Source organism: Pedococcus cremeus, assembly GCF_900111375.1.
GTDB classification, from domain to species: Bacteria; Actinomycetota; Actinomycetes; order Actinomycetales; family Dermatophilaceae; genus Pedococcus_A; species Pedococcus_A cremeus.
The window spans coordinates 14,044-40,514 of sequence record NZ_FOHB01000015.1; the positions used below are offsets into that span (position 1 = coordinate 14,044).

The 26,471-nt window shown below is 72.6% G+C and carries 21 protein-coding genes; 19 read left to right on the forward strand and 2 right to left on the reverse strand.

Annotated elements, in window-relative coordinates:
* The first annotated feature begins 7 nt into the window (after positions 1 to 7).
* The 9 genes from BMW78_RS19940 (at position 8) to BMW78_RS19980 (ending at position 13,520) form a co-directional block, all read left to right on the forward strand.
* Positions 8 to 2,206 carry a bi-domain-containing oxidoreductase gene (locus BMW78_RS19940; RefSeq protein ID WP_091763278.1) on the forward strand — a complete coding sequence of 733 codons (2,199 nt, stop codon included), beginning with the start codon at positions 8 to 10 and terminating at the stop codon, positions 2,204 to 2,206.
* A complete protein-coding gene (locus tag BMW78_RS19945) occupies positions 2,203 to 4,266 on the forward strand; it encodes a heparinase II/III family protein (protein WP_218144438.1) in 2,064 nt (687 codons plus the stop codon). Before BMW78_RS19940 ends, BMW78_RS19945 begins: the two co-directional genes overlap by 4 nt.
* Positions 4,263 to 5,858, forward strand: a complete 1,596-nt coding sequence (locus BMW78_RS19950) for a Wzz/FepE/Etk N-terminal domain-containing protein (RefSeq protein WP_091763280.1) — start codon at positions 4,263 to 4,265, stop codon at positions 5,856 to 5,858. Before BMW78_RS19945 ends, BMW78_RS19950 begins: the two co-directional genes overlap by 4 nt.
* On the forward strand, positions 5,855 to 7,498 hold the full coding sequence (locus tag BMW78_RS19955) for a GumC domain-containing protein (protein WP_091763282.1): 1,644 nt from the start codon (positions 5,855 to 5,857) through the stop codon (positions 7,496 to 7,498). Before BMW78_RS19950 ends, BMW78_RS19955 begins: the two co-directional genes overlap by 4 nt.
* Positions 7,495 to 8,733 carry an O-antigen ligase family protein gene (locus BMW78_RS19960; protein ID WP_091763284.1) on the forward strand — a complete coding sequence of 413 codons (1,239 nt, stop codon included), beginning with the start codon at positions 7,495 to 7,497 and terminating at the stop codon, positions 8,731 to 8,733. Before BMW78_RS19955 ends, BMW78_RS19960 begins: the two co-directional genes overlap by 4 nt.
* A 67-nt stretch (positions 8,734 to 8,800) precedes the next feature.
* Complete coding sequence (locus tag BMW78_RS19965) at positions 8,801 to 10,060, forward strand: HAD-IIIA family hydrolase (protein ID WP_218144439.1); 1,260 nt, start codon at positions 8,801 to 8,803, stop codon at positions 10,058 to 10,060.
* Positions 10,061 to 10,063: 3 nt separating this feature from the next.
* On the forward strand, positions 10,064 to 11,209 hold the full coding sequence (locus tag BMW78_RS19970) for a glycosyltransferase family 4 protein (protein WP_091763286.1): 1,146 nt from the start codon (positions 10,064 to 10,066) through the stop codon (positions 11,207 to 11,209).
* On the forward strand, positions 11,206 to 12,318 hold the full coding sequence (locus BMW78_RS19975) for an NAD-dependent epimerase/dehydratase family protein (RefSeq protein WP_091763288.1): 1,113 nt from the start codon (positions 11,206 to 11,208) through the stop codon (positions 12,316 to 12,318). The genes BMW78_RS19970 and BMW78_RS19975 overlap by 4 nt, the downstream gene beginning before the upstream one ends.
* Positions 12,315 to 13,520, forward strand: coding sequence for a glycosyltransferase family 4 protein (locus BMW78_RS19980; protein WP_091763290.1), 1,206 nt, complete (start codon positions 12,315 to 12,317; stop codon positions 13,518 to 13,520). Before BMW78_RS19975 ends, BMW78_RS19980 begins: the two co-directional genes overlap by 4 nt.
* On the opposite strand, the gene BMW78_RS19985 is transcribed toward BMW78_RS19980, so the two are convergent.
* Positions 13,454 to 14,140, reverse strand: coding sequence for a phosphatase PAP2 family protein (locus tag BMW78_RS19985; RefSeq protein WP_218144440.1), 687 nt, complete (start codon positions 14,138 to 14,140; stop codon positions 13,454 to 13,456). The two genes, BMW78_RS19980 and BMW78_RS19985, sit on opposite strands and share 67 nt — an antisense overlap.
* Positions 14,141 to 14,332: 192 nt before the next feature.
* Here BMW78_RS19985 and mfd point away from each other — a divergent pair, with 192 nt between their 5' ends.
* The 3 genes from mfd to BMW78_RS20000 are packed head-to-tail and all read left to right on the forward strand — an operon-like array spanning position 14,333 to position 19,481.
* Entirely contained in the window at positions 14,333 to 17,932 is a 3,600-nt protein-coding gene (gene mfd / locus BMW78_RS19990; protein WP_091763294.1) for a transcription-repair coupling factor, read from the forward strand.
* Positions 17,933 to 17,964: 32 nt separating this feature from the next.
* Complete coding sequence (locus BMW78_RS19995; RefSeq protein ID WP_091763296.1) at positions 17,965 to 18,468, forward strand: SurA N-terminal domain-containing protein; 504 nt, start codon at positions 17,965 to 17,967, stop codon at positions 18,466 to 18,468.
* Positions 18,469 to 18,473: 5 nt separating this feature from the next.
* Positions 18,474 to 19,481 carry a nucleoside triphosphate pyrophosphohydrolase gene (locus tag BMW78_RS20000; RefSeq protein ID WP_091763298.1) on the forward strand — a complete coding sequence of 336 codons (1,008 nt, stop codon included), beginning with the start codon at positions 18,474 to 18,476 and terminating at the stop codon, positions 19,479 to 19,481.
* Between the two features lie 70 nt (positions 19,482 to 19,551).
* Here the strand turns inward: BMW78_RS20000 and BMW78_RS20005 are convergent, their stop codons facing one another.
* A complete protein-coding gene (locus tag BMW78_RS20005) occupies positions 19,552 to 20,076 on the reverse strand; it encodes a 2'-5' RNA ligase family protein (RefSeq protein WP_091763300.1) in 525 nt (174 codons plus the stop codon).
* 82 nt (positions 20,077 to 20,158) lie between these two features.
* Here BMW78_RS20005 and BMW78_RS20010 point away from each other — a divergent pair, with 82 nt between their 5' ends.
* The 7 genes from BMW78_RS20010 to BMW78_RS20040 all read left to right on the forward strand — a co-directional run.
* Positions 20,159 to 21,295, forward strand: a complete 1,137-nt coding sequence (locus BMW78_RS20010) for a carbohydrate kinase (protein WP_091763302.1) — start codon at positions 20,159 to 20,161, stop codon at positions 21,293 to 21,295.
* A complete protein-coding gene (locus BMW78_RS20015; protein WP_091763304.1) occupies positions 21,292 to 22,224 on the forward strand; it encodes a pseudouridine-5'-phosphate glycosidase in 933 nt (310 codons plus the stop codon). The genes BMW78_RS20010 and BMW78_RS20015 overlap by 4 nt, the downstream gene beginning before the upstream one ends.
* Before the next feature lie 79 nt (positions 22,225 to 22,303).
* On the forward strand, positions 22,304 to 23,599 hold the full coding sequence (gene eno, locus BMW78_RS20020) for a phosphopyruvate hydratase (protein WP_091763305.1): 1,296 nt from the start codon (positions 22,304 to 22,306) through the stop codon (positions 23,597 to 23,599).
* Positions 23,600 to 23,639: 40 nt separating this feature from the next.
* Positions 23,640 to 24,275: an FtsB family cell division protein gene (locus BMW78_RS20025; RefSeq protein WP_091763307.1), complete on the forward strand. Its 636-nt coding sequence runs from the start codon at positions 23,640 to 23,642 to the stop codon at positions 24,273 to 24,275.
* A 7-nt stretch (positions 24,276 to 24,282) separates the two neighbouring features.
* Positions 24,283 to 24,822, forward strand: a complete 540-nt coding sequence (locus BMW78_RS20030; protein ID WP_091763309.1) for a DUF501 domain-containing protein — start codon at positions 24,283 to 24,285, stop codon at positions 24,820 to 24,822.
* The gene (locus BMW78_RS20035) at positions 24,819 to 25,766 is read left to right on the forward strand and encodes a Ppx/GppA phosphatase family protein (RefSeq protein WP_091763311.1); all 948 of its coding nucleotides are present in this window, start codon (positions 24,819 to 24,821) and stop codon (positions 25,764 to 25,766) included. The genes BMW78_RS20030 and BMW78_RS20035 overlap by 4 nt, the downstream gene beginning before the upstream one ends.
* Positions 25,767 to 25,917: 151 nt before the next feature.
* The coding region (locus BMW78_RS20040) for an MlaD family protein (RefSeq protein ID WP_245736037.1) at positions 25,918 to 26,471 on the forward strand (554 nt) is incomplete at its 3' end.

Genomic DNA, 26,471 nt, shown 5'->3' on the forward strand with positions numbered 1-26,471 from the left:
GGACCTCGTGAAGCAGGTGGCGCAGAACTACCGATCGGGAGAGCTCGTCGTGCTCGACGTTCCGGCACCGGCGTGCACGCCAGGCGGTGTGCTGGTGCGGAGCCTCTACTCGCTCATCTCCACCGGCACGGAGATGATGAAGGTCACCGAGGCACGGATGTCGTTGGTGGGCAAGGCGAAGGCGCGTCCCGACCAGGTGCGCAAGGTGCTCGACTCGGTGGCCCAGCAGGGTGCCGTCGCCACCTACAAGAAGGTCACCAACACCCTGGACAGCTACACGCCACTCGGCTACTCGCTCTGTGGCGTGGTGGTCGAGGTCGGCCGCGGAGCCGAGGAGTTCGCGGTCGGCGACGTCGTCGCCGCGGCCGGCAACGAGTTCGCCCTGCACGCCGAGCTCAACTGGGTGCCGACCAACCTGTGCGTCCGGGTGCCGGAGGGCGTCGCGCCCGAGCACGCCGCCTTCGCCACCGTCGGTGCGATCGCCATGCAGGGTGTGCGCCGCGGCGAGCCGCAGCTGGGCGAGCTGGCCTGCGTCATCGGGCTCGGGCTCATCGGGCAGCTGGTGGTGCGGCTGCTCGTCGCGTCCGGCGTCCGCGTGGTCGGCATCGACACCGTGCCCGAGCGGTGCCGGATGGCGGAGGCCGCGGGCGCGATGGCGTGCGCCGCCCCCGACGCGGACGGCACGGCATACGTCGAGCAGGTCGTGCAGGCCGCCACCGGCGGCATCGGCGCCGACACCGTCTACCTGGCGGCCGGCGGCACCAGCAACGGACCCGTGGAGCTCGCCGCCCGCCTCGCCCGCGACCGCGCCAGGGTCGTCGACATCGGCAAGACCAAGCTCGACCTGCCGTGGAACGCCTACTACGAGAAGGAGCTCGACGTCCGCTTCTCGCGCTCCTACGGGCCGGGCCGGTACGACGACCGCTACGAGCTCGAGGGTGTCGACTACCCGGCGGGCTACGTGCGCTGGACCGAGCGGCGCAACCTGCAGTGCTTCCTCGACCTGCTGGCCGACGGCTCGGTCGAGGTGGGTTCGCTGGTGTCGGGCACGCGCGCCATCGCCGACGCGGCGACGGTCTACGGCGAGCTGCGCGAGGGCACGCTGAAGGGCATCGGTTTCCTCTTCGCCTACCCGCAGCAGGCGGAGGGCGAGGGACAGGACGGGTATGCCGCGGTCGCACCGCTCGTGCGCACCACGCCGTCGCCGCCCGTCCCCTCAGCGAGCCGGCCTGCTGGCGCCGTGGCAGGAACGGTGCGCATCGGGTTCATCGGGGCGGGCAGCTACGCCAGCTCCATGCTGCTGCCGCACCTGGCCAAGCACCCGTCGGCGCAGCTGGCCACCGTGGCGACGACGCGCTCGCTCTCGGCGGTCAACGCCCAGCGCAAGTTCGGCTTCGCCGCCATGACGACCGACGCGGACAGCGTGCTCGAGGACCCGCGCATCGATGCCGTCTTCGTCGTCACCCGGCACCACTCGCACGCCGACTTCGTGTGCCGGGCGCTCGAGCAGGGCAAGGCCGTCTTCGTCGAGAAGCCACTGGCCCTCACCCACGAGCAGCTCGACCGGGTGCTGGAGACCGTGGCGCGGACCGGGAACGACCGGGTGATGGTCGGGTTCAACCGGCGGTTCGCACCGCTGTTCGCCGACCTGCGCCACCGCTTCGGCCACCCGGGCGGACCCGTGAGCGCGCGGTACCTCGTCAACGCGGGGCGGCTGTCGTCCGGCAGCTGGTACCTCAACGAGGAGCTCGAGGGCTCGCGGTGGCTCGGTGAGGGCGGCCACTTCATCGACACGCTGAGCGCCTGGGTCGGCCACCCGCCGGTCGAGGTCTCGGCCTTCCAGACCGAGAACGGCGCGGACCTGCACGCCGTGCTGCGCCACGCCGACGGCTCCCTGTCGACGGTCACGTACGCCACCGACGGCGACAGCCGGTTCCCCAAGGAGACGCTCGACGTGTCCGGCGGCGGCAGCAACGCGCGGCTCGACAACTTCACCCGGGCGACGCTGTGGAGCCGCTCGGGCAAGGACGTCAAGCGGTCCTACAGCGGCCAGGACAAGGGCCAGCGTGCTGAGGTGGCCGCGTTCGTCGAGGCCGTCCGGCGGGGGACCCCCATGCCGATCTCGCTCACCTCGGTCACCGCCACCACGCGGGCGACGATCGTCGTCGGCGAGAGCCTCACGTCCGGACGGCCGGTGGTGCTGTGAGCCGTTCCGCCACCTGGTACCTCCGGCGACTGCGCGGCATGTCGCCCGGTGAGGTGCTGCAGCGTGTCGGCGACCGGGGGCGCCAGGCGCTCTGGGCGCGGCGTCGCGTCGCCGTGGGTGCGGACGCGGGGCCGGTGCGCGGGGTGCTGGCGCAGCGGTCGTTCACGGGGACGCTGCCGGTCGGTGTGGCGGACCACGTGTCGCCCGCGGCTCGAGCAGCACTGGTGGCCGCTGCCGACCGGATGCTGGCCGGTGGTGCCACGGTGCTCGGCTTCCCGCGTCCCGACGTCGCCGACCCCGACTGGTTCCTCGACCCCGTGTCGGGCCGCCGGGCGCCGCAGGACGTCTACGCCTTCGCCGTCGACCACCGTGACGAGGCCGTCACCGGCAACGTCAAGGCCGTGTGGGAGCTCTCGCGCCACCACCACCTGACCGTGCTGGCCGCGGCCTGGTGGCTGACCGGCGAGGACCGCTACGCCGATGCGGTTGCAGCGCAGCTGCGCTCGTGGTGGGCGGCGAACCCGTTCCTCTCTGGGGTGCACTGGACCAGTGGCATCGAGCTCGGCGTGCGGGTCACCAGCTGGGTGTGGGTGCGCCGGCTGCTCGACGGCTGGCCGGGTGTGCGGGACCTCTTCGAGGACAACGACGACGCGCTGCGCCAGATCCGTTGGCACCAGGAGTACCTCGCCGCCTTCCGCAGCCGTGGGTCCTCGGCCAACAACCACGTCGTGGCCGAGGCGGTCGGACGGCTCGTGGCCGCGTGCGGCTTCCCCTGGTTCGAGGAGAGCGAGGGATGGCGGGCCGACGCCGCACAGCAGCTCGAGCGCGAGCTCGCGGCCAACACGTTCCCCAGCGGCCTCAACCGCGAGCAGGCGACCGACTACCACCGGTTCGTCACCGAGCTCGGCCTCGTCGCCCTCGCCGAGGCAGACCGGGCCGGACACCCGCTCGGCCGGCGCACTCGTGCGCTGCTGACCGCGTCGCTGGACGCGGCGGCATCGGTGCTGGACGTGGCCGGCCGGCCGCCCCGGCAGGGCGACGGTGACGAGGGGCGGGCCCTCGTGCTCGACGACCCCGAGACCGACCCGTGGGCGGTTCTCCTGTCGGAGGGCGCCGCCGTCCTCGGGCCGGCGCAGTGGTGGCCGTCGACCGAGCCGTCCGTCGCCGGAGCTGCGTTCGGTTCGCTCGTGCCGTCCGCGCCGGTGGCCGCCCGCCCCGCGAGCGCGCCCGACGGGTTCGCCGACGGCGGCCTGTACCTCCTGCGCACCCCTCGTGGGGAGGAGCCGGAGCTCTGGTGCCGCTGCGACGGCGGCCCGCACGGGTTCCTCTCCATCGCGGCCCACGGCCACGCCGACGCCCTGGCCCTCGAGGTCAGGTGCGAGGGGGTCGACCTGCTCGTCGACCCGGGCACCTACTGCTACCACGGCGAGGCGCAGTGGCGGAGCTACTTCCGTTCGACGCTGGCGCACAACACGATCGAGGTCGACGGGGAGAACCAGTCCGTCGAGGGTGGGCCGTTCCTGTGGAGCAGCCGCACCGACGCGACGACCGACGAGGCCGGGCTCGACGGGCCGGTCCAGACGTGGGCCGGCCACCACACCGGCTACGCACGGCTCGACCCGGCCCTGCGGCACGAGCGCAAGGTCACTCTCGACACGGTGCACCACACGCTGGGCGTGACCGACACCCTCACGGCGTCCGCCCCCCACACGCTGCGCCTGGCCTGGCACCTCGGTCCCGAGGTCGAGGTCCTCCTGCGGGACGGTGCCGCGGACCTCACGTGGGGTACCGGCAGCGAGCAGCGGAGTGCGCGGCTGCGCCTGCCCGCGCCGCTGGCCTGGTCGGCCCACCGCGGTGAGAGCGACCCGGTGCTCGGTTGGTACTCGCCCCGGTTCGGGGTCCGGGTGCCGACCACGACCCTGGTCGGGGCGGGGAGCTGGACCGGCGAGCTCACGCTGCAGACGGTGCTCGAGCTCGTCGACGTCGGGGGAGCGGAAGCGCGGGAGGGGAGCCCGACGGTGGACGTCGTCGAGCGCGTCAGCACGAGGGGACGGACATGACCGAGCAGATCATCGACCTGAGGTCGACGTGGGCGATCCTGCGGCGCAGGGCCGGGGTGCTGGTGCTGGCCGGAGCCGTGGGTGCGGCTGCCGGTGGCGCCGCGGTCTACCTGCACCCGCCGGCCTACAGCAGCACCAGTCTCGTCCTGCTGCCGCCCCCGCCGCAGGGAGCCGTCAGCGCAGGAGCCCACACCATCGACACCCAGGTGCAGATCGCCTCCAGTGAGTCCGTGCTGAAACCGGCCGGCCGCGCGGTGACTCCGCGCCTGGACACCTCCCAGGTGGCCAAACGGGTCGACGTCGAGGCCCGCACCACGGACGTCCTCCAGATCACGGCGACCGGCGACACGCCGGCGCAGGCGCAGGCACTGGCCGAGGCCGTCGCGGAGGCGGAGGTCGACTACCTCAAGGCGGCCGCCAGCACGCTGGGCGTGGACGCGCAGAAGGCCCTGGCAGACCGGAAGACGAAGCTGAAGACGAGCATGGACGACGTCACGGCCGAGATCGAGAAGGCCAAGGCGCGCATGAGCGGCAAGAACCCCACGTCGACCGCGTACCAGGCCGATGCGTCAGCACTCGGCGAGCTCACCGCCCAGCAGGGCAAGCTCTCCCTCGCGATCGACGCCATCCAGAAGCAGGAGGCCGACGCGACCGAACCCGCGTCAGGGGCGGCGGCGAGCTTCAGCGTCATCCAGCACGCCTCCCCGGCCGAGCGGATGTCGCTGGCGCTCACCACCACGATCTTCGCCCTGGTGGGCGCGGCAGCGGCCCTGCTGATCGTGGGCTTCGTGCTCGTGCTGCGGGGCCGGCGGGAGGCCACCCTGCGCTCCAGGGACCAGGTCGCCGACGCCGTCGGCATCCCGGTGGTGGCGTCCATCCAGAGCGGGACGCCCCGGTCCGTCGCGGGCTGGACCGACCTCTTGCGCGACTACACCCCCCACAACGTCGAGATGTGGACCCTGCGCCAGCTCGTGCGCCTCGTGACGCCGGGACACCCGGGGAGCCTCGCCCAGGAGCCCAAGGATCCCAAGGAGGCGCAGTCGGCCCCGGCGGTCGTCGTCATCACGCTCTCCGGTGACGGAAGGGCCCTCGCGGTCGGCCCGCAGCTCGCCTCCTTCGCGGCGTCCACGGGCCTGACCACGACCCTCGTGACCGCCCAGTCGCACGAGTCGGCCAACGCCCTGTGGGCGGCCTGCTCCGGGCTGGCCCCCGAGGCGCACCCGCGGCCGGGTCTGTCGGTCGACAGCCGCCAGCGCGCCGAGGACGCGGACGACCTGGTCGTGCACGTCGCAGTGGTGGACCGGCAGCGGCCGGAGCTGCGAATGCGGGCGGCGGAGCACGCGGTGACGCTGCTCGCGGTCAGCGCCGGCGCCGCCACGGCCGACGACCTGGCGCGCGTGGCCCTCGCCGCGGACGACGCCCAGCACCCGATCGCGCGCATCGTCGTGGTCGACCCCGACCCGCTCGACCGCACGACGGGCCGGCTGCTGCCGTCGGAGCGGGCCCAGCACACCCCGCTCCCGTCCCTGATGACCGGGTCGCCCATCGCCGGTGAGGCGACCGCACTGGACACCCGTCGGAGGCACCGATGATCGACCTGTCCTGGAACATCGACGCGGACGACCGGGAAGAGGAGATCACCGGCACCCCACGACCGCTCCTCGGCACGTGGCACTACCTGCGCACCTCGCTGCGACGCGAGCGGAAGACGTGGATCGGCCTGGGGGTGTGCGGGGCCCTGCTCGGGCTGGCCGTGCTGCTGCTCCTGCCGCCCAGCAGCAAGGCGACGGTGACCCTGCTCATGGCCCACCCGGCATCCCTCGACGGGCCGTCCGCCATGGGCACCGACGTGAGCCTGCTCAACACACGTGAGGTCGCCGACCGCACCGTGCGGCAGCTCCGGCTCCCGCTGACGCCGGAGCAGTTCCAGGCGACGATCAGCTCCGAGCCGGTGACCACCGAGATCCTCATGATCACGGTCGACGCGCCGAATGACGCCGCAGCCCTGAGCCGCGCGGGCGCGCTCACGCGGCAGTACCTCGACTTCCGGGCCGCCCAGCTGAGCTCGCTCAGCAGTGGCCTGATCGACGGGTACCAGAAGCGGATCACCGGCCTGAACGACGAGGTCAACAAACGGACCACGCAGTACAACCGTCTCGTCAAGGAGGGCGCCGCCACCTCGAGCCAGGCGCAGGAGCTCATCGCCCAACGCGCGGGCTTCGAGAACCAGATCTACGACCTCCAGCAGTTGAAGGAGAACGCCTCGCTGTCCACGGATGCGGCCGTCTCCTCGACCCATGTCGTCGACCAGCCGCGGCTCATCAGGCACTCGATGAAGCGGACGGTCGTGCTCGGTGTCGGGTCGGGCCTGGTCCTCGGCACCGCCCTGGGCGTGGGCTTCGTGCTCTTCCGGGCGCTGACCTCCGACCGCGTCCGTCGCCGCCATGACGTGGCGCTCGCACTCGCTGCGCCGGTGCGCTTCAGCGTCGCCTCCCTCGGTCCCGTCAAGGGCGTCGCGGCGTCGCTCCTCCCCTGGCGTCGGCGCCGACGGGGCTGGCGCGGAAACGACCTGGAGACCCTGGTGCACGGACTCACGGCTGCGGTGCTCACGCCCGGTGGCGGTGCGGGGACCACGTGGCAGGGCCCGGCCCCCACGGGCGGCCGGGGCCCGAGCCAGGGCCTTGCGCTCGCAGCCGTCGGCAACGCACGAGCCGCCGCTGCCGTGCTGGTCGCACTCGCCGCCCACCTCGAGTCGATGGGACTGGCGGTGTTCCTCGTCGACCTCAGCCCGTCCGGTGCGCTGGCGTCGGACGGCGGACGGCGTGGCGCCTCGTTCGACGTCTTGCGTCCCGACGGTGTCCCAGGGCTGGCCCGCGGACCGCGTGGAGGCGAAGCCACGATGGCGCTGCCCCTGCGGCCGACCGACCCCTGGCACGAGCGCTGGGCGGCCGCTGACGTCGTCCTCGTGCTGGCCCAGGTGGATCCCGGGATCGACGCCGAGAACCTGGCGACCTGGGTCCCGCAGGTGGTGCCCTTGGTGACGGCCGGGCTGTCCACCCCCGAGCTGCTGGAGACCACGGGCGAGCTGGTCCGGGCGGCGGGCCTGTCGCTGCCCTTCGCCCTGATGGTCGGCTCCGACTCCACCGACCAGAGCGTCGGGCACACCGGCGCCACCCATGCGCCCCCGACGGAGACCGAGGTCGAGCGGACCGCCTCGATGGGCCAGCGGTGACGGCGACAGCCGGGCTGAGGCGGACCCTGCGGCAGGACGCGCCGGCAGGGCACCCCTCGCTGCGCACCACTGCCGCACAGGTCCCCACGCTGCTGCTGCTCGCCTGGGGCGCGCTCTTCGTCAACGTGCTGACCCCGTCGGGCAACCCGACCATCATCCCCGTGCCGCACGCCCTGAACCAGCTGGTGGCCCAGGGCTCGCTCCTGGCGGCCCTCGTCCTCGCCCTGCTGGTGAACCCCCGGGTCGTGGTGCGGCCCACACTCTTCCTGGTGCTCGTCTCCGTGATGGCGGTCGTGGCCCTCGCGGTCAGCATCCACAGCGACTTCCTGTTCGGCTCCACCTACCGGGCGTTCCGCCTCATCGGCTTCGTGACCTGCCTGTGGCTGCTCAGCCCGTGGTGGGGCAGGCGCGACCTGGTCCTCCTACGGGTGCACCGCATCTGCCTGTGGGTCGCGGTCGGGTCGGTGGTCGTGGGGGCGGCACTGGCTCCGGGCAAGGCGTTCTCGTCGGCCGGTCGGCTGTCCGGTGCCATCTGGCCGATGCCGCCACCGCAGGTGGCGCACTACGCCGCCGTGCTGCTCGGCACGTCGGCGATCCTCTGGATGTGCCGGGTCATCGGTGGCCGGCACGCGCTGCTCGGGATCGTGCCCAGCGTGGGGGTGCTGCTCGGCACCCACACGCGAACGGCCCTCATCGGCACCATCGCGGGAGTGGCGTTCGCCGCCGCCAGCCTCTTCCTCGGTCACGCCAGGGTCCGGCGCGCCTCCCTGTGGACCCTCGTCGTCGGTGGGGCCGCCGGTGCTCTGTTCGCGCCCTACATCGTCACCTGGGCGGCTCGCGGCCAGACGGTCGAGGAGGCCTCGCAGTTCACCGGGCGGACCAAGGTGTGGCAGGCCTCCATGCATGCGGAACAGCCGCTGGCCACCAAAATGTTCGGCAATGGCCTGTCCAACAAGTCGTTCGACGGGCTCCCGGTCGACAGCAACTGGGTGGCGAGCTACCTCGACATCGGCTGGTTCGGGATCGCCGTGCAGGTCACGTTCCTGCTCCTGCTCGTGGTGATGGCAGTGACGCATGTCAGGGGCGTCCGGAGGGCGATCGCCCTCTTCCTCATCGTCTACTGCATCGTCGCGTCCGTCACCGAGACCGGGACCGGCGACGCGTCGACGTACCTGCTCGACCTCGTCGTCGCGGCCGCCCTGCTCGTGCCCGAGCCCGGAAACCGCGTGAGGTGAGGAAGGCCATGGGACAGCACATTTCGTCGTCACACAGGATCTCGGACAATGATGGGGAGGCGCCAGCATGACTGGTGACAAGGTGCAGGTGCAGGAGCCGGCCATGAGCCGGCGCGGGGTCCTGCTGGACCGTGACGGGACGATCATCGCCGACAGCGGCTACGTGGGGGCGGTCCAGGACGTCGTCTTCCTCGAGGGCGCGGTCGAGGCCATCGCACGGCTCAACGCGGCCGGGATCCCGGTGGCCGTCGTGACCAACCAGGCGGGCGTGGCCCGCGGCTACTACGAGCTCGAGGACGTCGAGCTGGTGCACAAACACATGGCCGCCGAGATGTCGCGGGGCGGCGCCCATGTGGACGCCTGGTTCTACTGTCCGTACCACCCGGACGGCATCGTGGCGCCGTTCGCCAGGACCAGCGCGGACCGCAAGCCGGGGCCGGGCATGGCCTTCGCCGCGGCCACCAGCCTGCACCTGGACCTGGCCCGCTCATGGGTCGTGGGAGACACCGACGCCGACCTCGGGATGGCGCGCGCCGTGGGCGCTCGCGCGTTCCTCGTCACCGAGGAGCTCGACGGGGCGGCGCCCGGCGTCACCGCGGTGAGCGGCCTGGCCGACGCCGTCGACGCCATCCTGGCCGAGTATGCCGCGACACCCGGCGCCCCCGCGTCCGTCAGCACCGCGCCCGTCACCAGCGCGGCCGTCCCGGTGACGTTCCCGAGGCACCGCTACGAGGAAGCCTGCTCGTTCGCCACCGACTACGCGGGCGAGCTGTCGGCCGCTCTCGCGACGGTCGACACCGCACGGTTCGAGGCGGCGGCCCGGGTCCTCGACGCGGCCTACGACCGCGGTGCCACGGTCTTCTCCTGCGGCAACGGCGGCTCCGCCTCCATCGCCAACCACTTCCAGTGCGACCACGTCAAGGGCGTGCGGGGCGGCACGGACCTGCGGACCAGGGTGCAGAGCCTGAGCACCAACGTCGAGATCCTCAGCGCCATCGCCAACGACATCGGGTACGACGAGGTGTTCGACTACCAGCTGCAGTCGCTGGCTCGACCGGGCGACGTGCTCGTGGCCGTGTCGTCCTCCGGCCGCTCGCCCAACATCGTGCGCGCCCTGCAGTGGTGCGCCGACAACGGCGTGGAGAGCATCGCCCTGACCGGGTTCACCGGCGGGCCGTCGAAGGAGCTCGCGACCGTCTCGATCCATGTCGACTCCACCAACTACGGGGTCGTGGAGGACGCGCACCAGGCCTGCATGCACCTGCTCGCGCAGTACGTCCGCCAGTCGCGGATGTCCGGCGAGGCCGTCACGAGCGGGGTGTTCTGAGCGATGCGCGTCGCGATCAACCTCCTCACCGACGACCCGGACCACCCGTCGGGGGCGCACTGGTTCTGGACCCGCGTCATCCCAGAGATGGCAGCCCACCTCACCGAGGACGAGGAGCTCCACCTCCTCGTGAGCCGGCGGTCCCGGGCCATGCACCAGGGCTACGGGCCGGGCGTGCACTACGTGACCTTCCCGTGGTCGAACGAGCGGCGGAACCTGCGCACGCTGAGTGAGCACCTCTACGCGCCGGTCCGGTTGCCGCTGAAGGGAATCGACGTCTTCAACACCCTGATCGCGCCGATGGTGAAGCCTGCACCCGCGCTGGTGGCGCACTTCAAGACGATGCACGCGTTCACCGCTCCCGAGGCGATCAGCCCCGCGGCCCGGCTGTACCGACGGATCGGCTACCCGCGGACGGCCGCGGTCGCCGACGCCATCATCATCAACTCCGAGAGCCTGCGGTCGGAGGTCGAGAAGCACCTCGACGTCGACCCCGCCAAGCTGAGGCTCATCCCGGAGGCCGTCGACCACGAGCTCTTCCGCCCCGGCGACCCGGCCCGGGCACGGCAGCGCCTGGCGGAGCGGTACGGCGTGGACGGGCCGTTCGTCCTCTTCGTCTCCTCGCTCTGGCCGTACAAGAACTGCGACGGCCTGCTTCGTGCCTTCGCGATCGCGAAGCCGGACCTGGCCGGGCACCGGCTGGTGGTGGTCGGGCCCGGGCGCGACACGGCATACGTCTCGTCGCTGCACGCCCTGGCGGAGGAGCTCGGCATCGCCGACGACGTGGTCTGGGTCGGGGGCGTGCCCCTCGAGGAGACCGTGCACTTCTACCGGGCCGCAGACGTGTTCGTGTACCCCTCGCACAACGAGACGTTCGGCCTCACCATCCTGGAGGCCATGGCCTGCGGCTGCCCGGTCGTGACGTCCGACTGCAGCGCCATGCCGGAGACCGCAGGGGGAGCGGCGTTCCTCGCCGACCCCGACGACCCACGGGCCATCGGCGCCGCCATCCTGCGGGCCTGCGAGGGCGGGGAGGACCTGCGCACCCGTGGCATGGCGCGGGCGGCGCAGTTCACCTGGGCGCAGACGGCGAAGTCCACCTTGGAGGTGTACCGCGAGGTGCACTCGAACCGAAAGGCGCAGCGATGAGGATCCTGGTCACCGGAGGAGCCGGCTTCATCGGCTCGCACACGAGCGACCGGCTCGTCGAGCTCGGCCACGAGGTCGTGGTGCTCGACGCCCTGACAGCGCCGGTCCACCGCGACGGCCGGCCCAACTACCTGACGCCCGGGGCGGAGCTGTGGGTCGGCGACGTGCGCAACCGCGAGCTGCTGGCCAACCTGCTCCGCCGGGTCGACGCGGTCTACCACTTCGCGGCCTACCAGGACTACCTCACGGACTTCTCCCGGTTCAGCTCGGTCAACGTCGTCTCGACGGCATTCCTCTACGAGGTCGCGGTCGAGGAGGGGCTGGACCTCCAGCGCATCGTGGTCGCCTCGTCGCAGTCCGCCATGGGCGAGGGGCTCTACTGGTGCCCGGCCGACGGCGACCAGGCGCCCGACATGCGACCGGAGTCGGCGCTCGCGCGAGGGGAGTGGGACCACCGCTGCCCGGTCTGCGGCGGACCGCTCCAGCTGCGGACGACCCCGGAGACCTTCGCGAACCCGCAGAACGCGTACGGGATGTCGAAGTACGGCGAGGAGATGGTCGCCATCAACCTCGGTCGCCGCTACGACATCCCGACCGTGGCCCTGCGCTACAGCATCGTCCAGGGGCCTCGGCAGTCGATCTACAACGCCTACTCGGGAGCCTGCCGCATCTTCTGCCTGCACCACCTGCTCGGGTCGGCTCCCACCCTCTACGAGGACGGCGGGATGATCCGCGACTACGTCAACATCCACGACGTGGTGGCCGCCAACGAGCTGGTGCTCACGGATGACCGGGCGGTGGGCCGGGTCTTCAACGTCGGAGGCGGGACCCCTTACACGACAGCGGAGTTCGCGGAGGTGGTGCGCGAGCACTACGGCTCGGACCAGCAGGCACGGGTGTCGGGGGAGTACCGCTTCGGCGACACGAGGCACATCCACTCCGACATCGAGGCGCTGCGCGGACTCGGTTGGGCGCCGAAGCACACGCCCGCGGACTCGGTCGCGGAGTATGCCGCGTGGCTGGAGGGGATGCCGGGCCTCGAGGACGTGCTGGCCGACGCCGACGCGAAGATGCGTCGCCTGGGCGTGGTGCGGCAGGCGAACCGATGAGCCGACCCCTGGTCATCGCGACGATCGCGCGCGAACGCGGGATCACCGGGGTCCACACGCACGTGCGCCAGCTGCGGGCCCACCTCGCCCGGACCGGCGGGACGGCCGAGCTGGTGACACCGCACACCTGGGCCGTCGGCTCACCGCCGCGCGCCCTGGTCCTCGCGCCGCTGTTCGGGGCGCGGGTCCTGCTCGAGCGGGTCTGGGGACCGGGGAACGTCTGGTGGTACCGGACCTCGCACGAGCTCTTCCTCCGAAGAGCCCTGCGACGCAGGCTCGCCCAGGAGGAGGCCTGCACCGTCTACGCGCAGTGCCCGGTCTCCGCCCGGGCCGCGCTCGCGGCGCGCCAGGGCCCCCACCAGCGGGTGGTGCTGGCGGTGCACTTCCGCATCTCGCAGGCGGACGAGTGGGCCGACAAGGGGCAGATCCGACGGGGTGGACGGGTCTACCGGTGGATCCGCGACACCGAACGGGACGTCGTCCCACGCGTCGACGGCCTCGTCTACGTCTCGTCGTGGGCCCGTTCGGCGGTGCACGAGTGGATGCCCGAGGCAGCCGGGGTGCCGGACACCGTGGTGCACAACTTTGTCAGCGCGCCCGTCGCCAAGGCCCAGGCCCAGGCGCACGAGGCGCCCGAGGTGCGCGAGACCGCGCGGCCCGCCGGCGCGCTCGTCTCCGTGGGGAACCTCGAGGCGGTCAAGAACCACCGCTACCTCGTGCAGGTGCTCGCCGCGGCGCGGGACAAGGGCTACACCTACACCCTCGACGTGTTCGGCGAGGGAGTGGAACACGGCCGGCTGACGTCGCTGGCCGACCAGCTCGGGGTGCGGGAGCAGGTGCACCTGCACGGTTTCCGCACCGATGTCCAGCAGCGGCTGCCCTCCTACTCCGCCTACGTCCACGCGTCCTACTCGGAGTCGTCGTCGCTGGCCATCATGGAGGCGATGGCAGCCGGGCTGCCGGTGGTCTCCAGCACGGCGGGTGCCCTGCCCGAGCTGTTCGACGACCCGGAAGAGGGCCGGTTCTGGCCGATCGACGACCCGGAGGAGGCCGCGCGCATCCTCATCGGGCTGATGGAGTCCCCGGAGGAGCTGCGCCGGGTAGCCCGGGCCGGGAGGGACCGGTTCGCCCGGGACTACGACGCCGAGGTCGTGGCACCGCGACTGCTCGCGTTCCTCGGGGCCGGCACCACGGCGCGCTGACGCAGCGACAGGGAGCTGAGCCCGCCCACCACCGCCACCGCGAGCAGCGCCCCACCGAGCACGTCGCTCGGCCAGTGGGCCGCCGACACCAGCAGGCTCACGGAGAGCAGCGTGGCCGCGACCACCACCGGTGCCCACAGCCACCACCGCACCCGTGGCCCCACCAGCAGCAGGCAGCCGGAGAGGCAGACGAGCAGCGCCACCACGTGCCCGGAGGGGTAGCTGCCACCGGAGGTGGCCACCCAGCCGTGTGGGTCGGGTCGGTCGAGGGCCACCTTGGCCAGGACGGTCAACGCCGCGGAGGAGCCCGCGAGCACCGCGCCGAAGACGAGCGGCCACCAGCTCCGTCGCCAGGCCGCCGCGGCCGCGGACGTCGCCGCCAGCAGCAGGTACATCCGGCCCGGCTGGAGCCGCGACATCCACGGGCTCCACTCGACCTGCGCCGGACCCCAGGCGTCGCGGGGTCGCAGGTGGCTGACCACCTCGACGTCGAGGGCCTGGGTCGTGCCGGTCGCCACGAGCACGGCGAGCACGAGGAAGCAGGTCACCGCTCCCACAGCCAGCCGCAGCGGCCGGCTCCACGCCGTCCCCATCGTGCCTCCCGGCCGGTCCCGATCCACGAGGGCCCGACGCTACGCGCTCGCGGTCCTCCGGCCGTCGGGCCGAAGACGTAGGCCGAGGACGTGGTCCGTCGCGACGGCGCCGCGTGCCCGCTCCCTTCGGAAATGCCCTGTCACCTCCCGCGGTTAGTCTTGAGGTCCCCCCACGTCCCGTCGGCCGTGGGCGTTCGTGCTGTCCCCAGGAGTCCCCCCATGGCCCTCACCCCGCTGCTCGACGCGCTCACCGATGCGCCCGGCGTCTCCGCCGCGCTCGACGTCGCGCGCCGCCGGGAGCTCACCGCCGAGGTCACGACCGCGGCCGGCGCCAGGCCCGCACTCATCGCGAGCCTGGTGCGCGAGACGAAGCAGCCCGCGCTGGTGGTCACGGCCACCACCCGCGAGGCCGACGACCTCGTCGACGCCCTGCGCTGCTTCCTCGCCCCCGACAAGGTGGCCGACTTCCCCGCCTGGGAGACGCTGCCGCACGAACGGCTGAGCCCCCGCAGCGACACCGTCGGCAAGCGTCTCGCCGTGCTCCGGCGACTGGCCCACCCCGACCCCGCCGACGCGGCATACGGGCCCCTCGACGTCGTCGTCGCACCGGTGCGCGCGGTGCTGCAGCCGGTGGTCAAGGGCCTCGGCGAGCTGAAGCCGGTGGCGCTCAGGGCAGGCGACGAGGCTCCCCTCGAGCAGGTCGTGGAGGACCTCGCGGCGGCCGCCTACAGCCGCACCGACCTCGTCGAGCGACGCGGTGAGTTCGCCGTGCGCGGCGGCATCCTCGACGTCTTCCCGCCCACCGAGGACCACCCGGTGCGTGTGGAGTTCTGGGGCGACACCGTCGAGGAGATCCGCTGGTTCAAGGTCGCCGACCAGCGCAGCCTCGAGGTCGCAGAGCACGGGCTGTGGGCGCCACCCTGCCGTGAGGTCCTGCTGAGCGAGTCGGTGCGGCAGCGCGCCGCCGCGCTCGTCGAGCAGCTGCCCGGCGCGGCAGACCTGCTCGGCAAGCTCGCCGAGGGGATCGCCGTCGAGGGCATGGAGTCGCTCGCCCCGGTGCTCGTCGACGGGATGGAGAGCGTCCTCGACACCCTGCGCGAGGGCACCACGGTCCTGCTCTGCGACCCCGAGAGGGTGCGCACCCGCGCCCACGACCTCGTCGCCACCAGCCAGGAGTTCCTCGATGCAGGCTGGGCCAACGCCGCCGCCGGCAACGCCGTGCCGATCGACCTGCAGGGCGTGCTCGGCACCGCCTCGTTCTGGTCCCTGGCCGACCTGCGCACCCACGCCCGCGAGCGGGACCTCCCGTGGTGGGACCTCAACCCGTTCACCGCCGACGAGGAGCTCGCCGACGAGGTGGCGGCCGACGCGGCCGTCGTCAACACCGGTCTGGGCGAGGCGCCGCGCTACCGCGGCAGCACGCCCGACGCCCTCAAGGACCTGCGCCAGTGGACCAGTGACGGGTGGCGCGTGGTCGTCGTCACCGAGGGCCACGGCCTCGCCCGCCGCGTCCACGAGGTGCTCGCCGGCGAGGAGGTGCCCGCCCGGCTCGACGCCGACCTCGGCGACCTCGCCCCGGGCATCGTGCACCTGACGACCGGCTCGCTCGGCAGCGGCTTCCTCGTCCCGGCCAGCCGGCTCGCCGTGGTCACCGAGACCGACCTCACCGGCACACCGGGCCAGGGCGGGTCCACCAAGGACATGCGTCGTATGCCGTCGCGGCGCCGCAACCAGGTCGACCCCCTCCAGCTCAAGCCGGGCGACTTCGTCGTCCACGAGCAGCACGGGGTCGGCAAGTTCGTCGAGATGGTGCAGCGCACCATCGGCGGCGCCACCCGCGAGTACCTCGTGCTGGAGTACGCGCCGTCCAAGCGCGGCCAGCCCGGCGACCGCCTCTACGTGCCGACCGACCAGCTCGACCAGGTCACCCGCTACGTCGGCGGCGAGCAGCCCACCCTCAACAAGATGGGCGGTTCCGACTGGCACAAGACCAAGACCAAGGCCCGTCGCTACGTCAGGCAGATCGCCAACGAGCTGATCCAGCTCTACAGCGCCCGCATGGCGACCCCCGGCCACGCCTTCGGCCCCGACACCCCCTGGCAGCGCGAGCTCGAGGACGCCTTCGCCTACGTCGAGACCCCCGACCAGCTCAGCTCCATCGACGAGGTCAAGGCCGACATGGAGCGCTCGGTGCCGATGGACCGGCTCATCTGCGGCGACGTCGGCTACGGCAAGACCGAGATCGCCGTCCGGGCCGCCTTCAAGGCCATCCAGGACGGCAAGCAGGTCGCCGTGCTCGTGCCGACGACGCTGCTGGTGCAGCAGCACCTGCAGACCTTCACCGAGCGCTACGCCCAGTTCCCCGTCGTCGTGAAGGCCCTGTCGCGGTTCCAGAGCGACAAGGAGGCGCGCGAGGTCATCGCGGGTCTCGCCGACGGCAGCGTCGACCTCGTCATCGGCACGCACCGCCTGCTGTCCAAGGACATCCGGTACAAGGACCTCGGCCTGGTCATCGTCGACGAGGAGCAGCGCTTCGGGGTCGAGCACAAGGAGCAGCTCAAGACGCTGCGCACCGCGGTCGACGTCCTGGCCATGTCGGCGACCCCGATCCCGCGCACGCTCGAGATGGCCGTCACCGGCATCCGTGAGATGTCGACCCTGGCCACGCCGCCGGAGGAGCGCCACCCCGTCCTCACCTACGTCGGCGCCTACGACGAGAAGCAGATCACCGCCGCCATCCGCCGCGAGCTGCTCCGCGAGGGCCAGGTGTTCATGGTCCACAACAAGGTCAGCACGATCGAGCGGGCGGCGGCGCGCATCCGCGAGCTCGTCCCCGAGGCCCGGGTCGCCACGGCCCACGGGCAGATGGGCGAGCACAAGCTCGAGCAGGTCGTCCTCGACTTCTGGGACAAGAAGTTCGACGTCCTCGTCTGCACGACGATCGTCGAGACCGGCCTGGACATCTCCAACGCCAACACCCTGATCGTCGAACGGGCCGACGTGCTCGGCCTCAGCCAGCTGCACCAGCTCCGTGGCCGCGTCGGCCGAGGCCGGGAGCGGGCCTACTGCTACTTCCTGTACCCGCCCGAGAAGCCGATGACCGAGACGGCCCACGACCGGCTCCAGACCATGGCCAGCCACACCGACCTCGGCTCGGGCATCCAGATCGCCATGAAGGACCTCGAGATCCGCGGCGCCGGCAACCTGCTCGGCGGCGAGCAGTCGGGCCACATCGCCGGAGTCGGCTTCGACCTCTACGTCCGCCTCGTGGGCGAGGCCGTCGCCGACTTCCGGGGCGACGGCGAGACGGCACCGGCCGAGATCAAGATCGAGCTGCCCGTCGACGCCCACCTGCCCCACGACTACGTGCCCGGTGAGCGGCTGCGCCTCGAGGCCTACAAGAAGCTCGCCAGCGTCGTCGACGAGGCCCAGCTCGCCGAGATCGAGGCCGAGCTCGTCGACCGCTACGGCACGCCGCCGGAGCCGGTGCGCAACCTCATCCAGGTGGCCCGGCTGCGCACCGTCGCCCGCCAGGCGGGCATCGCCGACATCAGCGTGCAGGGCAACCACGTGCGGTTCGGACCGGTGGAGCTGCCCGAGTCGGCGCAGCTGCGGCTCCAGAGGCTGTACCCGAAGTCGCTCGTCAAGGAGGCGGTCCGTACGATTCTGGTGCCCAAGCCGATGACGGCGCGGGTGGGCGGCCGGCCCCTGCGGGACACCGAGGTGCTCCAGTGGGCCAGCGACCTGATCCGTGCTGTCATGCTCGACGGTGTGGCGACCGCGGCGAAGGTCGCCACCGGGCCGGCGACAGCGCGCTGAGCACGGGCAGCAGAGCAACGAGAGGATTGTCAGTGAAGGCACTTCGGACCCTGCGTGGGCCGCTCGTGGGGGCGGCGCTCGTCGCAGCCCTTTCCCTGTCCGCCTGCGGCACCGCGGACACCGCCGCGGTGGTCAACGGCGAGAAGATCAGCGAGAACGAGGCCCAGACCGCCGCGCAGCAGATCAACGAGGCCTTCAAGCCGCAGACCCCGCTCACCACGCGCGACGCGGTCAGCTCGCTCATCGCGGCTCCAGCCATCAACGACGTCGCGACCCGGCTGGGCAAGGGCGAGTCCGACTCGTCGGCGCGCTCCGCCATCCCGCAGATCCAGGACCCGTCGCAGGCCACCCTCGACCTGGTCAAGGCCAACTTCGCCCTGCAGAAGCTGACCGACCCGGAAAAGCAGCAGGTGCTCGACGAGCTGAAGAAGGCGGAGGTCTCGGTCAACCCGCGCTACGGCGTCTACGACAAGAACGGCTTCCAGCTCGAGGCGCCGCACACCAACTGGCTCAAGGCACCGTCGACCCAGGGCTGACCTTCGTGCCGGGCCGCCTCGCGCTCCTGAGCAGCAGCCCCCGCATCGCCCCGGGGCTGCTCACCCGCGCCGCCTGGCAGTGCCTCGAGGCCGCCGACGCGGTGCTCGCCCGCGACGCAGACGAGCCGCTGGCCGCCGCCGTCGAGGACGCCGGGGTGCGGGTGCGCCACGTCGGCGACGTGCACGCCCCGGAGCTGGCCCGCGCCCTCGTCTCCGAGGCCACCTCGGCAGCCGCCGCCACGCCGGACCGGGGCGGCGTGGTCTGGGTGGTGTCCGCGGACGGCGACCCGGGCCTGACCGACGCCATCGCCTCGGAGGTCTCCCGCCTGCCCGACCCGCCGGACGTCGAGGTCGTCGTCGGCTCGTGGGACGTCCCGGGCGCCCGGCTGCTCGACCTCGTCGCGGTCATGGACCGCCTCCGGTCACCGGGCGGCTGCCCCTGGGACGCCGAGCAGACGCACGAGTCACTGGTGAAGTACCTCATCGAGGAGTCGCACGAGGCCGCCGAGGCGATCCGCTCCGGCGACCGCGACCACATGGTCGAGGAGCTCGGCGACGTGCTGCTGCAGGTCGCCTTCCAGGCGCGGGTGGGGGAGGAGGACCCCGACCGCCCCTTCGACATCGACGAGGTGGCGGGAGCCATCGTCGAGAAGCTGCTCCGCCGCCACCCCCACGTCTTCGCCGAGGGCGAGGCGAGCACGCCAGAGGAGGTCGAGCGCGCCTGGGAGGTCATCAAGGCCGAGGAGCGGGCGGAGAAGGCCGAGCACACCGGGGGCGAGGCCGGGCACACCGGCCTGCTGCACGGCATACCGGTCTCGCTGCCCACGATGCTCGCGGCCGAGAAGGCGCTGTCGCGCTGGCAGCGCACCGGCGGCGACCTGTCGTCGCTCCGCGACGACGGCGACCTCGGCGACCGGATGCTCGCGCTGGTGGCCCGGGCACGGGAGCAGGGGCAGTCGGCCGACGACCTGCTGCGCGAGGCGCTGCACCGGTTCGCGGCCGAGCGTCGCTAGGCCGCCCTCGCGGGCACCGAGCCCAAGCCGCCCTTGCGGGCGTCAGAGCCCTGGCCGCCCTGGCGGGCGGTCATGGTATGCCGTCGAGCGGCCACTGCTCGCCGGTGCTGCTGTCGATGAGCGCGGCCCGGTCGGCCACGGCCTCCAGGGGCAGGGTGCCGTAGACCTCGACGGCGAGGGTGGCGAGGGCCTCACGCCGCACGCGCGGTGCGACGGTGCAGTGGGGCACCCACCAGCCGGGCCGGTAGTGCAGGTGCAGGTCCGCCCCGGTGCCCTCGGCCGCGGCCACCACCCGCTCCTGCCGGACGTGCACGTCTGCCCCGACGCCGGGGATCAGCCACGCACGGCCGCGCCGGAAGAGGCCGAGCCCGTCGAAGTGCAGGCGCACCTGGCCGCCGTCGGGGAGGGCCGCCACGGCGGCGGTGACGGCGGCGACGTCGTAGGTGCGCAGCACGGCATACGAGAGATGGGGCACGTGCCGGCCATGGGTGTGGCTCTGCAGCGAGGAGATCCCGGCCCCTTCCACGCGCTGCCACAGCTGCCGGAGCGCCCGCTCGGAGCGCTCGTCGAACAGCAGGCAGACCGCCAGTGCCACCACCTCACGATGGCAGACGCCCAGTGCCTCGGCAGCGGGAAGCCGCTCTTTTGCTTTTCTTAAGGTCCTTTATCCTTCCAACGTGACCCTCACCCAGCGCGAGCGCGAGATCGTGGACCTGCTGCGGGTCGACCCGCTGCTCGACGCCGCCGCCCTGGCCGAACGGCTCGGCACCACGAAGGCCTCGGTCGCCGTGCACCTCTCGCACCTGGCCAAGAAGGGCGTCATCCTCGGGCGGGGCTACGTGCTGCGGGCGGACCGCCAGTCGGTCGTCGTGGTCGGCGGCGCCAACATGGACATCAAGGCGCACTCCCGCGACCCGGCCGTGCTGCGGACCTCCAACCCCGGAGCAGCCGTGACCAGCCCGGGCGGCGTGGGCCGCAACATCGCCGAGAACCTCGCCCGCCTCGGCTCGCCGACCCACCTCGTGGCCCCCGTGGGCCGCGACGCCTTCGGGGAGGAGCTGGTCGCGGCCACCCGTGAGGCCGGCGTGGTCGTCGACCACGTGGTCACCACCGATGACCCGACGGGCACCTACCTCGCGGTGATGGACGCCGACGGCGAGCTGCTCGTGGCCGTGTCGAACATGGCCTCCACCGACAACCTCACGGTCCGCCAGCTGGCCGGGGCGCGCGACCTCATCGCGCACTGCGACCTGCTCGTCGTCGAGGGCAACATCCCGCCCGCCCCGGCGGTCTGGCTGCTCGACTACGCGACGGCCTGTGGCGTCGAGGTCGTCATCGACCCGGTCAGCGTCGCCAAGGCCGCGGCGCTGGCGCCGGCGCTCACCCCGGAGCGCCCCGTGCTCGCGCTCACCCCCAACCAGGACGAGCTCGCCGCCATCGTCGGCCGCCGCGTGCCCCACACCAGCGCGAGCGTCGCCAAGGCGGCTCGCGAGGTGCACGACCTGGGCGTCCACCACGTGTGGGTGCGCCGCGGGCTCGCCGGCAGCACGCTCAGCTCGCTCGACGACGGCGGCCGCGTCACCGTCACCCACTTCCCGGCGCCGAGCGCCCAGGTCGTCGACGTCACCGGGGCAGGTGACGCGATGACCGCTGCCTTCGTCCACGGCCTGCTGCGCCGCGACAGCCCTGCCACCGCCGCCGCGTTCGGCCAGATGGCGGCCGCCCTCACCGTGGCCAGCCCCGAGACCGTCCGCCCCGACATGAGCGCGCGCCTCGTCGACGCCGAGCTGCGCGCCGCGAAGGAGAACGCATGACCACCACCGCCACCCCGCACTCGATGCTCGCGCTCTCCGACGAGGTCGCCGCGGCGCTACGCGACGGTGCGCCCGTCGTCGCGCTGGAGTCGACCATCATCAGCCACGGCATGCCCTACCCCCGCAACGTCGAGATGGCCGTCGAGGTGGAGGGCATCGTGCGTGACGGCGGAGCCGTGCCGGCCACCATCGCCGTGCTCGACGGCGTGCCCCGCATCGGGCTGTCCCGCGACGAGCTCGAGGTGCTGGCAAGCCACGGTGACGTCGCCAAGGTCAGCCTGCGCGACCTGCCCTACATCATCGCCACCCGCGCCCACGGGGCGACCACGGTGGCCGCCACCATGCGCCTGGCCGCGCTCGCCGGCATACGGGTCTTCGTCACCGGCGGCCTCGGCGGGGTGCACCGCGGGGCCGAGACGACCTTCGACATCTCCGCCGACCTCACCGAGCTCGGCCAGACCGACGTCGCGGTGGTCAGCGCCGGGGTGAAGTCCATCCTCGACATCGGCCTGACCCTGGAGTCGCTGGAGACGCTCGGCGTGCCCGTCGTGGGGTTCGGCACCAACGAGTTCCCCTCGTTCTACTCGCGCACCTCCGGCCACCGCGCACCCATGCGGGTCGACTCGGTCGAGCAGCTCGCGGCGATGATGCGCGCGAAGTGGGACCTCGGCCTCGCCGGCGGCATCTCCATCGCGAACCCGGTGCCGGTCGACGACGAGATCCCGGCCGACGTGATCGGGGCGCTCATCGAGCAGGCGCTGGGGGAGTGCGGGCAGCGCGGCATCCACGGCAAGGACATCACGCCGTTCCTGCTCGGTCGCATCGTCGAGCTCTCCGGCGGTCGCAGCCTGGAGACCAACATCGCGCTCGTGCGCAGCAACGCCCGCCTCGGCGCCGCCCTCGCCGTGGCGTGGGGTCAGGTCTCCTGACCCACGAGCGGCTAGGCTCGTGTCCGTACGCCTTCCCGTTGAAGACCCGGACACCCGTCCGGCACGTGCAGGAGATGTTGTGGCCACGATTGAGGCAGTAGGCGCCCGCGAGATCCTCGACTCCCGAGGCAACCCGACCGTGGAGGTCGAGGTGGCCCTCGACGACGGCACGATCGCCCGCGCGGCCGTGCCCTCCGGCGCCTCCACCGGCGCCTTCGAGGCGGTCGAGCGCCGCGACGGCGACAAGGACCGCTACCTCGGCAAGGGCGTGGAGAACGCCGTCGACGCCGTGCTCGACGAGATCGGACCCAAGCTCCTCGGCTTCGAGGCCAGCGAGCAGCGGCTCGTCGACGCCGAGATGCTGGGCCTCGACGGCACCCCCAACAAGGGCAAGCTCGGCGCCAACGCCATCCTCGGCGTCTCCCTCGCCGTGGCCCGGGCCGCCGCCGAGTCGGCCGGCCTGCCGCTCTTCCGCTACGTCGGCGGCCCCAACGCCCACGTCCTGCCGGTGCCGATGATGAACATCCTCAACGGTGGCAGCCACGCCGACTCCAACGTCGACATCCAGGAGTTCATGATCGCGCCGATCGGCGCCGAGTCCTTCCGCGAGGCGCTGCGCTGGGGCGCGGAGGTCTACCACTCGCTCAAGGCCGTGCTGAAGGAGAAGGGCCTGGCCACCGGCCTCGGCGACGAGGGCGGCTTCGCGCCGAACCTCGGCTCCAACCGCGAGGCCCTCGACCTCATCCTCGAGGCCATCACCCGCGCCGGCTACGAGCCGGGCACCCAGATCGCCCTCGCGCTCGACGTCGCGGCCAGCGAGTTCTTCAACGAGGACGGCACCTACCAGTTCGAGGGCGTCGGCAAGACCGCTGAGCAGCTGGTCGACTACTACGCCGACCTCGTCGACTCCTACCCGCTGGTCTCCATCGAGGACCCGCTCAACGAGGACGACTGGGACGGATGGAAGACCCTCACCGACCGCCTCGGCGACCGGGTCCAGATCGTCGGCGACGACCTGTTCGTCACCAACCCGGAGCGGCTCCAGCGCGGCATCGACTCCCGCACCGCCAACGCGCTGCTGGTGAAGGTCAACCAGATCGGCTCGCTCACCGAGACGATGGACGCCGTCGAGCTGGCGCACCGCAACGGCTACCGCTGCATGATGAGCCACCGCTCCGGCGAGACCGAGGACACCACCATCGCCGACCTCGCCGTCGCGACGAACTGCGGCCAGATCAAGACCGGCGCCCCGGCCCGGTCCGAGCGGGTCGCGAAGTACAACCAGCTGCTGCGCATCGAGGAGGAGCTCGACGAGGCCGCGGTGTATGCCGGTGCCGCCGCCTTCCCGCGCTTCTCGACTGCCGCTCGCGGCTGACGCCTGACGGCGACACCGAGCAGGGGCCAACGAGGTTTCGATGCCGACCACCAGCGGGGGACAGGGAGCCACGCCACGCCGACCGGCGCGGCGTGGCTCCGGGGCGCGCCCGGGCGCGAAGTCGGCAGCCTCGCGGCCCAGCACCCGCTCGACCGCGGCACGACCCTCCGCCCGGGGCGGCAACGCCCTCCGGCAGGCGGCTGCCGCCGCCCGCTCGGCACGTGACCGAAAGGCCACCCGGTCGCTGCGGCGCATCCTCGTGCTGGCCTCGATCTTCGTGCTGCTCGCCATCACGCTGGTGCCCACGCTGCGCTCGTACCTGCGCCAGCAGGGCGACATCGACGCCATGCGCGAGCAGGTGGCGACGCAGCAGCGACAGGTCGAGGAGCTCCAGAAGGAGCAGGCCCGCTGGAACGACAACGCCTACGTCGAGCAGCAGGCCCGCGAGCGGCTGAAGTTCGTCATGGTCGGCGACCGCTCCTACACCGTTATCGACGGCGACCCCGAGCAGCCCGAGACCCCTGGTGTGGCGGCGGCGCCGACGTCGAAGCAGCACTCACCGTGGTACGGCCGCGTCTGGGAGTCCGCCAAGGTCGCCGACCACGGCGCCGGCACCCCGTCCGGCTCGTCCGGCACGCCGGATCCCTCCTCCACCCCGACCCCGACGAAGCAGTAGGTCCCGCATGACCCCCACCCGCCCGGAGGCCCCCACCCAGGCGGACCTCGACGCCGTCCACGTCCAGCTCGGGCGCGTGCCCCGCGGTGTCGCCGCCGTCGCGCACCGGTGTCCCTGCGGCCGGCCCGACGTCCTCACCACGGAACCGCGGCTGCCGGACGGCACGCCGTTCCCCACGACGTTCTACGCGACCTGCCCCAAGCTGACCGGCGCGATCAGCACGCTCGAGAACGGCGGGCTGATGCGGGAGATGACCGAGCGGCTGGCCGAGGACGCCGACCTCGCGGCTCGCTACGCCGCCGCGCACGACGACTACCTGCGCCGGCGCGCCGAGCTCGGCGAGGTGCCCGAGATCGATGGCATCTCGGCGGGCGGCATGCCGAACCGCGTCAAGTGCCTGCACGTCCTCGTGGCCCACTCGCTCGCCGCCGGCCCCGGCGTCAACCCGCTCGGCGACGAGGCCCTCGAGCTGCTCGGCGAGTGGTGGGCGGCCGGCTCGTGCGTGCCGGACGACGCGGTCCCGGGCGCGACGGAGGGAGAGCAGTGACCCGCGTCGGCGCCATCGACTGCGGCACCAACTCGATCCGCCTCCTCGTCGCCGACGTCGACGCGGCCGCCGGCAAGCTGACCGACGTCGTGCGCCGCATGGAGGTCGTGCGCCTCGGCTACGGCGTCGACCGCACCGGGATGATCGACCCCGAGGCGATGCGACGCACGGTCGCGATGGCCCGCGAGTATGCCGCCCAGTGCGAGCAGGCGGGCGTCGAGGCCGTGCGCTTCGTGGCGACCTCTGCCTCGCGGGACGCCGGCAACGCCCACGAGTTCGTCGCCGGGGTGCGCGAGGCGTTCTCCCACTTCGGCGTCGCGCCCGAGGTCGTCTCGGGCGCCGAGGAGGCAGCCCTGTCGTTCCGGGGCGCCACCGGCGAGCTGCGGCCGCTCGGCATCGACGGCCCGCGCCTCGTCGTCGACCTCGGCGGCGGCTCGACCGAGTTCGTCCGCGGCATCGACAGCGTCGAGGCGGCGCGCTCGGTCGACATCGGCTGCGTGCGGATGACCGAGCGCCACCTGCGCAGCGACCCGCCCACGGAGGCGGAGATCGCGGCCGCGGCCCGCGACATCGACGAGGCCATCGACCTCGCGGCCGGGGAGGTCGACTTCCGCGGCGTCGCCGCCCTCGTGGGCCTGGCCGGCACCGTCACCACCATCACCGCCCATGCCCTCGGTCTGCCGACCTACGACGCGAGCCGCATCCACCTCACGACCCTGCCGCCCGACGCCGTGCTGACGGCCTGCCAGTCGCTGCTCCACATGACCCGCGCCGACCGGGCCGCCCTGCCGTTCATGCATCCCGGCCGCGTCGACGTCATCGGGGCCGGCGCGCTGGTGTGGCACCAGGTCGTGCAGCGAGTGGCCAGCGTGTCCGGCACCTCCACGGTCATCACGTCCGAGCACGACATCCTCGACGGCATCGCCTTCTCCTGCGCCGACTGACCGGGCCCGGACGGCTACCCCGCCCGCACGCCGTAACCGGCCGCCGGGTCGCTCGTTGCCACGGTGACGCAGACGACGGGCGCGCTGGGGAGGCGACATCCCGGAACAGTGGACGGCAGCCGGCGACGAGGCCGGGCAGCAGGCAGGACCTGTGCCGACCTCGCCACCTCCGTCATGGCTCAGCGGCCTCGTCAACCGGCGTGACAGCTGGGTCGGGCGCGCGGCCAACCCCCTGTCCGGCGTCGCCTTCCTGCTCGTCATCGCCCTGCTCATGGGCCTGTCGGTCGCGTCGTTCAGACACGTCTTCACCGATGTGGTGATGGTGTCGCTGCGCACCGACCGCATCGGGTCCCAGCTGCAGACCTCCAGTGACGTCAAGCTGCGCGGGCTGGTCGTGGGGGAGGTTCGTGACATCCGCACCACGGGGAAGGGTGCGGTGCTGTCGCTGGCGCTGAAGCCGGGGATGGTGCCGCAGATCCCGGCCGACGTCTCCGCGCGGCTGCTGCCGAAGACGCTGTTCGGTGAGCGCTACGTCGACCTCGTCGTCGCGCCCGGCAGCCGCACTCGACCCATCGCCGACGGCGACGTCATCCCCCAGGACCGCACAGCGGTGGCCATCGAGCTCGAGCGGGTCTTCGACGACCTGCTGCCGCTGCTGCGCACGGTGCAGCCGGAGAAGCTGTCGGCCACCTTGAACGCGCTCGC